Below are 13,380 nucleotides of genomic sequence, written 5' to 3'. Positions count from 1 at the left end.
CAAAGTCCTTGAAAATTTTTTCAAAATTATATCTTATTTAATTAAGTATTAAATTAAACTATGATAAAATGCGCAATTTTAATTTTATTTTTTGGAAATTTATCAATGAAAAAGTTTATTATTTTAGCATTTGCTCTTATTAGTTTTGGGGCTGCTAGCACTATTAAAAGCATTACATTTAATGGTTTTGTGCATATCTCAAATAACGCCGCACTTGATATGACAAGGCTTAGGATAGGCGATGAGATGAATGATGAGGTCTCAAATAGAGTGATAAAAACTCTATATTCTCAAGGCTACTTTAAAGATATATATATAGAGGATAATAACGGAGATATCATCATCCATGCAAAAGAAAAGCCAGTTATCGCTCGTATTGATATAGAAGGCGTCGTTACAAACGACCAAAAATCCATCACTACTATTCTTGGCATAAAAAAAGGTCAAATGTATGATGAGCGCGCCTCAGCTACAGCAAAAGAGCGTGTGAGACAGTTTTATGAAGTAAAGGGCTTTTTTGATACTATCGTTGATGAGGTAGTAACACCGATAAATACAGAAAACAGCGTGCATGTGGTATATAAAGTAAACCGCGGTGAGAACATCACAATCAAAAAAGTAAATTTAGTAGGCGCAAAAGTAAAAAGCTATAGCGATATAGAACCAGCAGTAGAAAATAAAGAGCGTGAGGCACTAGGCTGGATGTGGGGTCGCAATGGTGGCGAGGTAAAGATTTTTGAGTTGCCAAACGACAGCGAGAAAATCCGTGAAGAATACTTCAAATCAGGCTACCTTGATGCTAAGGTTTCAAAAGCCTATCTAAATACAAACTTTGAGGGCTACTCAGCTGAGCTTAGCTACTATATAAACGAGGGCGAGCAGTATAAAGCAGGTGAGATTAGCATAGATGCACCTGAGTTTTTAGAGCTTAATAGCGAAAAAATCGTAAAAAGCGATCTAAAACTAGAACAAGGCGATACTTTTAATACAGACTGGCTAAAAAGAGATCAAAAAACCATCACTGATATGGTGGCTGATAAAGGCTATGCCTACGCTAGAGTCGTGCCACTAACCGCACAAGACCCAGAAAATCACACCGTAGATGTAAAATACCAAATCTTGCCAAATGAAGAAGTATATATCCGTAATGTAATCATCTCAGGCAATGACAAAACGCTAGATCGTATAATTCGCCGTGAGCTGTATCTAACAGAGGGAAATCGCTATAATAGAGCTGACCTTGAAGATAGCAAAAATGCACTAAAACGCAAAGGCTATTTTGAAGATGTAGAGATAAAAGAACACCCAGTAAGTGATAATCAAATGGATCTTGAAGTAGCTGTAAAAGAGACTATGACAGGAACTATCACAGGTGGTATAGGCTATGGTTCAGGCGATGGACTACTACTAAGTGCAGGAATTAGCGAAAATAATATCTTTGGCTCAGGCTATCAAGGCTCAGTAAACATAGAGAAAAATAAACGCGGTCTAAATGGTAGCATAGGGCTTACAAATCCACGCATATATGACTCAGAGTATAGCCTTGGTGGAACTGTGTTTGCCAATGACTGGGAGTGGAGCAACTATAGGGAGAAAAACCACGGTTTTAATATCACCGCAGGTCGCCAAATAGGACGCTATACAAATGCATATATTAGCTATCAGCTACAAAAAACAAATATTAGCGGTCTAAATCCATTTTACGCTGAGGCTGGCTATCTAAATGGTAAAAAAACAAAAAGCTCACTTCTGCCAAGAGTCATTTGGGATAATACAGATGATCACTACTTGCCACGCTCAGGTTTTATAGCTAGCACTGGCTTTGAAATAGCTGGTCTTGGCGGAGATACAAAATTTGTGCGAAATGATACTGGCTTTTCTATATATAAAGGCTTGGCTGATAATATAGGCTGGGATTTGATTTTGCGTTATAAAGCAAACTTTTCTTATTTGTGGAACAATGATGAGAGTAAATTACCGATTAACGAAAAATTGTTCTTAGGCGGTATGCAATCAATCCGCGGCTACGACCACAGAAGCGTTAGCCCACGCAAAACAATTTGCAATCCAATGGACGAATACGGACGCACTTATTTAGGATGCCGTGATATAGAAACCGGTGGTAAAGTGGCTTTTCAAAACTCAGTTGAAATTAGCTGGCCTTTGATAAATCGTATCAAACTTCGTGGCATGGCATTTTATGATTTTGGTATGATTGGGCAAAAGCGCTTTACTGAAGAAAAGCGAAGCTCTGTTGGCGTCGGTATAGAGTGGATGACTTTCATAGGCCCACTTCAAGTAGTCTTTGTCAAACCTATAGGTAAAAAAGATGGAGATCAAACAAGTAGCTTTGAGTTTAATATAGGTCAAAGATTTTAGAGTATAGGAATTCTAGATTTAGGAATTCTAGATTTATCAAAGAATTCTAGAATTCCTTACTATGTCATCTCCCAAACCCCCTTGGGTGATCTCTATATGAAATTCTAGAATTCCTATAAACGCAAAAGCCTCTAGGAATTCTAGATTTAGCCAAAGAATTCTAGAATTTCTTTTGGTGGATCTCTATATGGAATTCTAGATTATTTGTGATGTAATCCCTCGATCAGGTCGGGGGATGACAAACCTTGTGTCATTGTCCGACCCCTCCGGACAATCTCTATAAAAAAGAAAACACGCAAGACAGGATGACTGGAGAATCTCTATATGGAATTCTAGAATTCCTACTTTGTATAAGAATTCTAGATTTAGGAATTCCAGAATTCCTACTATTATTTTAAAAAGCCTTTAATGCTCGCATTTATCTAAAAACTCAAAGCCAAGGGCTTTAAGCTCAGCAATTGCCTTGCTAGGCACCTCACCAGCTGTGGTTAGATAATCACCTATTACGATAGCAGACGCACCATTTTCTAGCACTTCATACTGGCGAGAACCAAGTATATGCTCTCTGCCACCTGCTACCATAAATCGCACATTAGGCAGTTCGCTGCTGCTTTCACGGATGATTTTTAGAGCCTCATCAGCACTTAGACGAGGCGGATTTATCGGCAAGGCAGGATTTGAGATAAAGAAGTTTATAGGGCTAGTAAAGGGCTCCAGCTCGCCAAGGCTACGGCGAAAACTCTTTCTATCATTCTCGCTCTCGCCAAGCCCATAAATACCACCACAGCACAGCATAAGACCAGCGCGCTTAGCATTTAGATTTGTCTCAAACCTAGCTTCCCAAGTGTGAGTAGAACATATTTTAGGAAAAAACTCTTGACTAGTTTCAAGATTGTGATTATAGCTAAAAATACCAGCTTTTTTAAGCTCACTTAGAGCCTCAAAGCTTGCTATTCCGTTACAAGCGATTAGCATTAGTTCAGGGACTTCGCGGCTGATAGTATGCGCTGCCTCGCAGATAAAGTCTAATTTTTTATCATCAAGCCCCTCGCCAGCTGTAACAAGACAAAAGCCAAGAGCGTGGTTATTTTTAGCGATTTTTGCTTCATTTAGGATATCAGCGATGCTCTTTTGGCGGTATTTTTTGATATCAGCGCCCCATTTGGCTGACTGGGTGCAATATGCGCAGTCCTCGCTACATCCGCCACTTGAGACATTACAAATCGCACAAAGCATGATTTTATTCATTTTAGCCCCTTTAAGTTTTAAACTTTTTATCAAGGAATTCTAGAATTCCTTAAAGAGAATTCCTTAAAGAGAATTCCCAAAACTAGAATTCCCAAAACTAGAATTCCTTAAACTAGAATTTCCAAAACTAGAATTCCCAAAGAGAATTCCTAAATCTAGAATTCCTAGTAACTTTTAATTTAATAGCAAAGCTTACCTGCCAAAGCGAAGCAAAGCAGAACCCCAAGTAAAACCGCCGCCAAAGGCATCCAGTAGTATTAGTGAGCCTGCTTTTAGCCTGCCATCTTCGTAGGCTGTATTCATTGCCATCGGTATGCTAGCAGCACTTGTGTTGCCGTACTCACCCACAGTTACTACGCATTTAGCCTCGCTTAGTCCTAGTCTTTCTTGGACAGCTTTTATGATGCGCAGATTTGCTTGATGCGGGATAAAAAGATCAATCTGGCTACTAGCAATCCCGCTTTTTTCTAGAAGTTCTACAACATCGTTTGTTAGCGTATTTACAGCGATTTTAAAGACTTCATTGCCAGACATTTTTACAAAGCCGACATTTCTACCATCTTTTGGCGTCATCAAAAGCTCGCCCTTGCTACCATCGCTTGCGCAGTGCGTAGAGATGATGTGATTATCGCTACTGGCTACGCTTACCACGCCTGCTCCAGCCCCATCGCCAAAAAGCACGCAAATGCTGCGGTCGCTGTAATCTACAATGCTAGAAAACTTATCAGCGCCTATTATAAGAACATTTTTCTTTGCACCACTCTCAACTAGGCTTTTTGCTACTTCAAGCAAATACACAAAGCCAGAACAAGCAGCACCTATATCAAAAGCCATAATTGCCCCAAGTCCAAGCTCGCTTGCCACCTGTGCAGCCGTGCTTGGCATACAGAAAAAATCAGGCGTAACCGTAGCGCAAATCAAGCAGTCAATCTCATTTTTTTCTAAGCCAGAACGCTCTAAGGCTAATTTACCAGCCTTTAGCGCCATGCTTGTAAGACTCTCATCTTCTGCTATGTGGCGAGAGTGAATTCCTGTGCGTTTTACAATCCACTCATCACTGGTTTCTACCATTTTTTCCAGGTCAGCGTTTGTAAGTATTTTTTGTGGGGCGTAAGCTGCTATGCTTACTAATGCGGCTTTTTTCATTGATTATAACTTGCTAGTTTTGAGATAATTTGTTCGTTTATATTTGACTTTGAGAATTTTATTGATTGAAAAATTGCGTTTTTTATAGCTTTTGGACTTGACTTGCCATGGCTTATTATGGTGCATTTTTTCACACCAAGTAGCGGTGCGCCACCGTATTCATCATAATCTACATCATTTTTAAGCTTTTTAAACACTCGTTTTAAAAGCACTGCGCCTATCATCGCAATAGCTGATTCTTTTATATTTCGCTTTATGATTTTTGAGATTGCGCCTGATACACCCTCAGCAGTTTTAAGCAGAATATTTCCCACAAAACCATCGCAAACAATGATATCTACGCTACCATCAAAAACTTGATTTCCCTCAGCATTGCCTACGAAATTATCCATTTTTTTAAGTAATTCAAAGGCAGCTTTGCTAGTTTCATTGCCTTTACAATCTTCTTCGCCATTGCTAAGTAAAGATATTTTTGGCTTCTGGATGCGCAAAATTTGCTGTGCGTAAGCCTCGCTCATCACAGCAAACTCAAAAAGATGTTCAGGTTTGCAATCAACATTTGCGCCCACATCTAGCACCAGCGTTTTTTTGTCACGGATGATAGTAGGCATTAAAGTAGCAATAGGTGGGCGAGAAACTCCATCAAGCCTGCCTATACGCAAGGTAGCCAAGCTCATAGTTGCCCCTGAGTGACCAGCTGAGACCACAGCATCAGCACTACCATTTCGCACTAGCTCTATTGCTTTATATATAGAGCTATCTTTGCGTTTTAGCGCATCAGTTGCCATCTCATCCATGTCAAAAACATCGCTAGCTTCTTCATAACTAATTCTAGATTCTAGACCTTTTGGCACAAGAGGCTCAATCTCAGCCCTTTTGCCAACTAAAATCGCTTCAAAACTAGCTTCGCTTAGAGCTTGTAAAACGCCCTCTACAATAGGCGCAGGACCAAAGTCCCCACCCATTGCATCTATTGCTATTTTAATCATTTGCTATTTGTATTGACCTGTTGTTGGATTTACACGGTGAGGCATTTTCCAGCTTCCGTCTTTGTCTTTTACCGGCATAGGTAAAGTTACTTTATAGTGTGTTCTGCGTTTTGCAGCACGCGTGTGGCTAACTCTTCTTTTTGGAACTGCCATTTTATTCTCCTTAGTTGGTTTTACAATTTTTACAATAAAAATAGTCGCTTTTTATGCTCTCAATTTCGCTATTTATAAGCTCACCTAGGTCAATAAACCCATCATAAAACTCGACTATGTCTAAACCAGGCGCAGATGTTGCGCCATCATTTAAGCTAAGTTCTAAACTCTCATTTATGCTTATTTCTAGTGGTTCTCCACAGCTGTCGCAAAAATGTTTTAGAACTCCACTTAACTCGCCACTAGCTAAAACTTGCTCTGCGTTTTTACGCTTTAAAGTGCCTTTAAAGCTAATGCCTTCGCACTCGTGCGAAATATTTAGTGGCTCAGAGCCGATTTTAGCAAATGCGATTTTCATGTGATAATCTAGAATTCCTATCTAGAATTCCTTAGAAATTAGCAAATTTCTCTTTTAGCGAAGAAAAATGCGATTTCGTTTTTAGCATTTTCTAGGCTGTCGCTGCCGTGAACTGCGTTTGCATCAATACTCTCGGCAAAATCAGCGCGAATTGTGCCAGGTGCTGCTTCTTTTGGGTTAGTAGCACCCATTAGCTCTCTGTTTTTTGCTACTGCGCCCTCGCCTTCAAGCACCATAACTACAACTGGACCGCTAGTCATAAACTCAACTAGCTCGCCATAAAATGGGCGTTCTTTGTGAACTTCGTAGAATTTTTTAGCATCATCTGTGCTTAGTTGTAGTTTTTTGGCTGCTGCGATGCGAAGGCCATTTGTCTCAAAACGAGAGATGATTTTGCCGATTACGCCTTTTTTTACAGCGTCTGGCTTGATGATTGAGAGTGTTTGCTCCATTTGTTATCCTTTAAAAAATTAAAACTCGCAATTATAGCAAAAATTTATTAAAATAGCTTGAAACTACAAATTTTGGTTAGAAATTTGCGCAAAAAGCTGGTATTTTAGCTCATCAATGTTGTGTGAGATAGCAGCTGAGATTACAGCGATGAAAAAAGGCTTGCTAGCAGGAGTATTGCTAAAATCATCCTCGCTTTTAGCTAGCAAAAAATCATCTTTTAGCTTAGCTTTCATCTCAAAGTCCCCAGCAAAATCAGCTAGAATTTCGCTAGCATTTTTGCAAGCATCGCTTCTTGTCAAGGCTATGGCAAAAGGGCGCAGGGCAAGCTCACTGCTAAACTTGCCAAGCTCAGTTTTTAGCGCAGCAAACTGCTCTTTTACATCCATACTAGGGTGGGCTAAATCTAGCATAAAAAGCAAGATTTTCGTGCGCTCAATATGCTTTAAAAAAGCAAGCCCAAGCCCCTTGCCCTCGCTAGCCCCACCGATAATGCCTGGGATATCAGCCATGATAAAACCATCAAACTCGCCTACATTTACGCGGCCTAGCTTTGGGGTGATTGTAGTAAACTCGTAGTTTGCTATCTCAGGTTTAGCGTTTGAGATGGTTGAGATTAGTGTGCTTTTACCGACATTTGGAAAACCTACTAAGCCCACATCAGCTATGCTTTTTAGCTCCAAACGCAAATTAAGCTCAGAGTAGGGCTCGCCAGGCTGGGCGTAGGTTGGGGCTTGATTTACGCTATTTTTAAAATGTACATTTCCAAGACCACCTTTGCCACCTTTTAAAATCAGCTTTTTCTCACCATCATTTATCATATCTAGCAAAAGCTCGCCACTATCAGCGTCAATTACGCTAGTGCCAGGTGGGACGATAAGAACTAAATCCTCGCCCTTTTTGCCGTGTTTTTTTCGGCTGCTGCCTTGCTCGCCACTACCAGCTTTTAGTAGGCGTTTGCCACTATAAAAGGCTAAGGTGTGAGTGTTGTTTTGTGCCTGAAAATAGACATTTCCACCATTTCCACCATCCCCACCATCAGGGCCTCCAAGCTCGACAAATTTCTCACGGCGAAAAGAAGCACAGCCTGCGCCACCCTTGCCAGAGCGAATGGTAAATTTTGCGTGATCTACAAACATTTGAATTTTTAAAAAATAAGTGAATTCTAGAATTCCCTAGGGAATTCTAGAATTTTTAAAAGAAATTAAGCAGCTGGATAAACTGATACTTTTTTGCGATTTTTGTCTTTGCGCTCAAATTTTACAACGCCGTCAATCAATGCAAAAATAGTGTGGTCTTTGCCCATGCCTACGCCTACGCCTGCGTGAGTTGCTGTGCCTCTTTGGCGGATTATTATGTTTCCAGCACGAACAAACTCGCCACCGAATTTTTTCACGCCAAGCCTGCGTCCTATCGAATCTCTGTTATTTTGGGTAGAACCCTGACCTTTTTTGTGTGCCATATTTTACTCCTTATGCTTGTATGCTTTCTACTTTTACACGGGTATACTCTCTGCGGAAGCCTCTTTTGCGTTTAGAGTCTTTGCGGCGGCGTTTTTTGAAAATCACCACTTTGCGGTCTTTACCCTCTGCGATTACTTTTAGAGTGATTTTTGCTCCACTTACAAATGGAGTGCCTACTTTTAGCTCTTTGTCGCAAACTGCTAGAACTTCGCTTAGTTCTACGCTTGCGCCTTTTTCGCTGCTAAAATGGTCAAGATTTAGATAATCACCTTGGCTAACTTTGTATTGTTTGCCACCGTGTTTGAATATTGCGTACATACAACGCTCCTTTGTTTGTAAAGATGCCAAAAAGCATTTGCCTTAGCAAAGTTTAGGGGCTTTTTTGGTTTAAAGGCGCAATTCTAGCCAAAAGTTTATAAATGAAAGCTTAAATGTAGAATTCCTAAGCTTAGAAATTCTAGATTTAAGCTAGGAATTCTAGATTTGTGTTAAGAATTCTAGATTTTTTGTATTTATTTTTGCTCTTTTATTATTTTTGCGATATCAGTAGCGATTTTCATGGCTTTTGTGGCTGATTTTGCGTCTGCTAGCTTGTTTGATTTTTGCCCAGCACAAAGTTCGCTAAATGCTACTAGCTCGTCTTTTAGAGCGTTTGCTTCTTTGGCTTGGACTAGCTCATTTTTTGCGTTTTTAAAGACAGTTAGCTCTTTTGCTAGCAAATCACACTCAAAGTGCGCCTCATCAGTACTAATGCTGATTTTTCGCTCGTTTTTGTGCGTGATGCGACTGGCGTGTATATGTGAGATGATGCCATTTTCGTGTTTTAGCGTGGCTGTGGCTAGATTTATTGTGTTATTTTGGATTACTCCGTTTGCAAAAAGCACCTGCGCATCACCATTTAAATAAAGTGCTAGGTCAATGTCGTGGATCATAAGATCAGTTATCACATCTACATCGGTTATCCTTGAGCTTGCTAGGCTGGTGCGAGTAAAGCGCAGTTCGTGGGTGTTGCTATCAAGCTTTTTTAGCTCGTTTTGTAGCTCTTTTAGCGCAGGGTTAAATCTCTCTATGAAGCCAACAGCGATATTTAGCCCTAGATTTTGCTCTAAAAGCATTATCTCTTGGCATTTTTCAAAGCTATCGCAAAGTGGCTTTTCTACGAAAATATTTTTTGTAGCTTTGCTAACTTTTTTTATATACTCATCGTGCGTAAATGTCGGCGTGACAATGATAATAGCATCTACGCTAGCTAAACCCTTGTCTAAATCCAAACTAGCCTTTGTGTCGTATTCTCTGGCTAATTTGGCGCAAAGCTCATCATTGTAATCATAAATAAAACTAAGCTCATAGCAAGGCAAAGAAACAATGTTTTTAAGGTGGTTTTGCCCCATTTTGCCCACGCCTAAAAGCCCTAGTTTTATCACGCTGTTGCCTTGTTGATTACTTCTATTACTTTTTGTTGATCTTCTGGGCTTAAAAACGCACTCATAGGCAGTGCCATTATATCTTCGCTTATTTTTTCACAGATTTCAAAATCGCCTTTTTTATGTCCAAGATAGGCAAAAACCTCTTGTAAATGAAGTGGGATAGGATAATAAACCCCGGTAGGAATTCCTTCTTTAGCGCATATTTCAAGGACTTTTTGTCTATTTTTTACTCTTATGCAGTATTGCGCCCACGCACTTTCGTTGCCATTTTCTATAAAAGGCGTGATTACATTTTTTAGATTTTGGTTATAGTTTTTTGCGATTATTTGGCGTTTTGCTAGCTCGGCGTTAAAATATTTTAGTTTTACATCCAAAACAGCTGCTTGAATAGCATCAAGCCTGCCATTAAAGCCGATGTATTTGTGAACATAACGCTCGGTTTGTCCGTGATTTAGTAATATTCTTATTTTTTTAGCTAGCTCATCATCGCTAGTAAATACAGCACCACCATCGCCATAGCAGCCAAGTGGCTTAGCTGGGAAAAATGAAGTACAGCCTATAACGCTAAGATTACAAGAGCGCTTGCCTTTGTAGAGTGCGCCAAAGCTTTGTGCGCCATCTTCGATTACAGCGATATTGTGTTTGCTAGCGATTTTGGCTATTTCATCCATATCAGCACACTGCCCAAAGAGCGAAACTGGCATTATAGCCTTTGTGCGTGTGGTGATTTTTTCTTCTATTTTGCTAGCATCGATGTTGTAAGTGCGCTCATTAATATCTACAAAAACAGGTTTTGCGCCCATAAAGGCTATCATTTCAGCTGTTGCTATAAAAGTAAATGGCGTAGTTATCACTTCATCGCCTGCTTTTATATCAAGTGCAAGTAGGGCTAAAATAAGAGCTGAAGTGCCGCTAGAACAGCCTATAGCGTGTTTTGCGCCACTAAAAGTAGCTAGATTTGTCTCAAAATCGCTAAGCTTTTGCCCCATTATATAATGAGAAGTATCTAAAACTGCGTGTATGCTAGTATCAATCTCGTCTTTGTAGGCTCTATACTGCGCGCCTAAATCAATAAAATTCACTAAAATTCCTTAAAAAATATAAAGCACAATTCTAGCTTATTTTTCGTTAAAAGAGTTTTAAAGATGTGGATAAAATTAAAAAAAATATAGAATAAAAGCAGGAATTCTAGAATTCCCCAAAATTCCTTGGGAATTCTAGAATTTCTTTCTAGGGAATTCTAGAATTCCCTAGAAATAGCTTTGCTTAAAAAGCCCAAAAATTATAGCTCTGGTTTTGGAGTCTTTTTAGAGCTAGCTGGGAACTCTGGGTAAGAGATAGCTGGGATTTTGCCATCAAGTGCGCCAAGGAAGTTGATAATGCTTTTTGCTTCTTTGTCGCTGATTTTGATGCCTAGTTGAACGCTACCCATAGTTTTTACTGCCTCTTCAAGAGTCCAGATAGCACCATTGTGGAAGTATGGAGCTGTTTTTGTTACATTGCGTAGAGTTGGGGTTTTAACCATGCCGTTTGCATCACCTTTGAAGTCACCAACATTAGCAAATTGATATTTACCAGCAACTTCAAATGCTTGCATGCTACCACCTAAGTTAACGCCAGTGTGGCAAGCAGCACAACCTTTATCGATGAAAGTTTTAAGACCAGCTTTTTCCTCTTTGCTAAGAGCGTCTAGTTTGCCGCCCATGAACTCATCAAATTTTGATGGAGTAAGTAGAGTTCTCTCAAAGCTTGCGATTGCGTCAGCGATGTTGTCAAATGTAACGCCGTCTTTGTAGATTCTTTTAAACTCTGCTACATAAGCATCTAGTGAGCTAATGCGAGCAACAGCTAGCTCAGCAGGAGTAGCCATCTCAGGCTCAGCTTGGATAGGTCCTTTTGCTTGCTCGATCAAAGTAGCAGCACGGCCATCCCAGAATTGAGTTGTGTTAAGAACTGAGTTTAGAGTTGTTGGTGAGTTTAGGTGGTGTGGGTTTGCTGTCCATCTGTGACCTACAGCAGCCTCAACGCCATCAGTACCGCCAAGACCTAGGTTGTGACAGGTGTTACAGCTGATGATACCGCTTTTTGAAAGGCGTGGCTCTAGGTATAGTTTTTTACCTAGTTCAGCTTTTTCTACTGTGAATTGATTTGGAGTAACGCCGATTTCTTTAAGAAGGGCATCAACCTCTGCTTGAGTAGCTGGAAGCGCTCTAAGACCTGCATCTTTTGCAGCTTTTAGAAGCTCTTCGTCAGTGTTTGCGGCAAATAGTGCGCTAGCAAGAACAGCACTAAGAACTAGAACTTTTTTCATTTTTCTCTCCTTTGGTTTAATGAGTGACGAATTATATAAATTCGAAAATTAAAAGTAAATAAATTTTTATAATTGTTTTTGTTAAAATAAAAAAAATTTTTTATAAAGGATAGATTTTATCTAAATAATTTAGCCTTTTTATATATTAAACTATGAAAAGATAAATTTTAATAATTTTTAAATTTTAAGAAGTATTTTAAAAGAAAAATTATATAATTTGCTAATCTAAAAAATTTCGGGAGATAGGGGGATAGTTTGAATTTATTAGTTAGATTTTTTCGTCATGAGGCTGCTGGTGGCGTGATACTTATGCTTGCGACTTTGTTTGCGTTAATTTGCCAAAACAGCTCACTCTCTGGCATTTACCAAGAAATTTTGCATTCTGAGTTTTCGATTAGATTTAGAAATTTAGAATTTGCAGAGCACTTGGTGCTATGGATAAACGACGGACTTATGGTTATTTTCTTTTTTGTTGTTGGCTTGGAGCTTAAAAAAGAAGTGCGTGAAGGCGAGCTAAGCAAGCCTAGTCAAATCGCCCTGCCTGCAATAGGTGCGCTTGGTGGTGTTGTTATACCAGCTGTGATTTTCTGGCTATTTAATCACGGCGATGATTTTGCAATTCGTGGTTGGGCTATACCTACAGCTACTGATATAGCCTTTGCGGTTGGAATTTTAGCGCTTCTTGGCAAGCGTGTGCCAAGTGGGCTAAAAATCTTTTTGCTAACGCTTGCTGTGGTTGATGACCTTTGTGCGATACTTATTATTGCGCTTTTCTATACAGATCATCTTTCTATGACTTCGTTTTTGATAGCAGGATTTTTGTTAGGTGTGATGTGGCTTTTAAACTACGCTCGTGTGGCAAAGAAGTCTGTGTTTGTGTTTTTGACCTTTTTGCTGTGGATAAGCGTGCTAAATAGTGGCGTTCACGCTACGATAGCAGGCGTTTTGGCAGCCTTTTGTATACCTACGGTTGATAGAAACGGAAATCGTATGTTAGATGAGTTTTATCACGATTTAGAGGGTGTTACAAACTTCTTTATCTTGCCAATTTTTGCCTTTGTAAATGCTGGCGTGGCGCTTACTGGAATAAATCCAAATCAGCTTTTAAATAGCGTTAGTTACGGCATTTTCTTTGGTTTGTTTTTTGGCAAGCAGCTTGGAATTTTTATCTTTACTTTTGTGTTTATAAAGATTTTGCGCCTTGGTTCGCTGCCTAGCGGTGCTACTTGGACGCAACTTTATGGAGTTTGTATTTTAGGCGGTATCGGCTTTACGATGTCGCTATTTGTAAACGGACTTGCGTATGAAAATAGTGATAAGTTTTTCTTTGCTGATAAGCTCTCAATCCTTGTAGCAAGCTTTGCTAGTGGGCTTTTGGGCTATTTGTTTTTATATTTTTATAGCAAAGTAAACGAGAAAAAATTAAGCGAAAATTAAAAATATTTTGGCTAAAATC

14 protein-coding genes are annotated in these 13,380 nt (G+C 39.5%); 2 read left to right on the top strand and 12 right to left on the bottom strand.

Annotated features, from left to right (window positions below; translation table 11 throughout):
* Window positions 1-105: 105 nt before the first annotated feature.
* Complete coding sequence (bamA, locus tag PTQ34_RS06740; protein WP_273932773.1) at window positions 106-2,379, top strand: outer membrane protein assembly factor BamA; 2,274 nt, start codon at window positions 106-108, stop codon at window positions 2,377-2,379.
* A gap of 405 nt (window positions 2,380-2,784) precedes the next feature.
* Here bamA and PTQ34_RS06735 read toward each other — a convergent pair whose 3' ends face one another.
* The 12 genes from PTQ34_RS06735 to PTQ34_RS06680 all read right to left on the bottom strand — a co-directional run bounded on the left by PTQ34_RS06735 (window position 2,785) and on the right by PTQ34_RS06680 (window position 11,924).
* Window positions 2,785-3,627, bottom strand: a complete 843-nt coding sequence (locus tag PTQ34_RS06735) for a biotin synthase (RefSeq protein WP_273932771.1) — start codon at window positions 3,625-3,627, stop codon at window positions 2,785-2,787.
* Window positions 3,628-3,819: 192 nt separating this feature from the next.
* Window positions 3,820-4,773 carry a beta-ketoacyl-ACP synthase III gene (locus PTQ34_RS06730; RefSeq protein WP_273932769.1) on the bottom strand — a complete coding sequence of 318 codons (954 nt, stop codon included), beginning with the start codon at window positions 4,771-4,773 and terminating at the stop codon, window positions 3,820-3,822.
* Window positions 4,770-5,762, bottom strand: coding sequence for a phosphate acyltransferase PlsX (plsX, locus tag PTQ34_RS06725; RefSeq protein ID WP_273932768.1), 993 nt, complete (start codon window positions 5,760-5,762; stop codon window positions 4,770-4,772). The genes PTQ34_RS06730 and plsX overlap by 4 nt, the downstream gene beginning before the upstream one ends.
* Before the next feature lie 3 nt (window positions 5,763-5,765).
* The gene (gene rpmF / locus PTQ34_RS06720) at window positions 5,766-5,915 is read right to left on the bottom strand and encodes a 50S ribosomal protein L32 (RefSeq protein ID WP_273932767.1); all 150 of its coding nucleotides are present in this window, start codon (window positions 5,913-5,915) and stop codon (window positions 5,766-5,768) included.
* A 10-nt stretch (window positions 5,916-5,925) separates the two neighbouring features.
* Complete coding sequence (locus PTQ34_RS06715; RefSeq protein ID WP_273932766.1) at window positions 5,926-6,273, bottom strand: DUF177 domain-containing protein; 348 nt, start codon at window positions 6,271-6,273, stop codon at window positions 5,926-5,928.
* Between the two features lie 38 nt (window positions 6,274-6,311).
* On the bottom strand, window positions 6,312-6,725 hold the full coding sequence (gene ndk, locus PTQ34_RS06710; protein ID WP_273930309.1) for a nucleoside-diphosphate kinase: 414 nt from the start codon (window positions 6,723-6,725) through the stop codon (window positions 6,312-6,314).
* A gap of 63 nt (window positions 6,726-6,788) precedes the next feature.
* Entirely contained in the window at window positions 6,789-7,862 is a 1,074-nt protein-coding gene (gene obgE / locus PTQ34_RS06705; RefSeq protein ID WP_273932765.1) for a GTPase ObgE, read from the bottom strand.
* Between the two features lie 65 nt (window positions 7,863-7,927).
* The gene (gene rpmA / locus PTQ34_RS06700; RefSeq protein ID WP_273930307.1) at window positions 7,928-8,185 is read right to left on the bottom strand and encodes a 50S ribosomal protein L27; all 258 of its coding nucleotides are present in this window, start codon (window positions 8,183-8,185) and stop codon (window positions 7,928-7,930) included.
* Window positions 8,186-8,195: 10 nt separating this feature from the next.
* Window positions 8,196-8,504: a 50S ribosomal protein L21 gene (gene rplU, locus PTQ34_RS06695; protein ID WP_273930306.1), complete on the bottom strand. Its 309-nt coding sequence runs from the start codon at window positions 8,502-8,504 to the stop codon at window positions 8,196-8,198.
* Between the two features lie 194 nt (window positions 8,505-8,698).
* A complete protein-coding gene (locus PTQ34_RS06690; protein ID WP_273932764.1) occupies window positions 8,699-9,610 on the bottom strand; it encodes a Gfo/Idh/MocA family protein in 912 nt (303 codons plus the stop codon).
* Window positions 9,607-10,695, bottom strand: a complete 1,089-nt coding sequence (locus tag PTQ34_RS06685) for a DegT/DnrJ/EryC1/StrS family aminotransferase (protein WP_404814917.1) — start codon at window positions 10,693-10,695, stop codon at window positions 9,607-9,609. Before PTQ34_RS06685 ends, PTQ34_RS06690 begins: the two co-directional genes overlap by 4 nt.
* Before the next feature lie 200 nt (window positions 10,696-10,895).
* Entirely contained in the window at window positions 10,896-11,924 is a 1,029-nt protein-coding gene (locus PTQ34_RS06680) for a cytochrome-c peroxidase (protein ID WP_273930304.1), read from the bottom strand.
* 255 nt (window positions 11,925-12,179) lie between these two features.
* Here PTQ34_RS06680 and nhaA point away from each other — a divergent pair, with 255 nt between their 5' ends.
* On the top strand, window positions 12,180-13,361 hold the full coding sequence (nhaA, locus tag PTQ34_RS06675; protein ID WP_273930303.1) for a Na+/H+ antiporter NhaA: 1,182 nt from the start codon (window positions 12,180-12,182) through the stop codon (window positions 13,359-13,361).
* The last annotated feature ends 19 nt before the right edge of the window (window positions 13,362-13,380 follow it).

This window comes from Campylobacter magnus, assembly GCF_028649595.1.
In the GTDB taxonomy this organism is placed as follows: Bacteria; Campylobacterota; Campylobacteria; order Campylobacterales; family Campylobacteraceae; genus Campylobacter; species Campylobacter magnus.
This window is presented reverse-complemented; position numbering and strand designations above follow the sequence as displayed.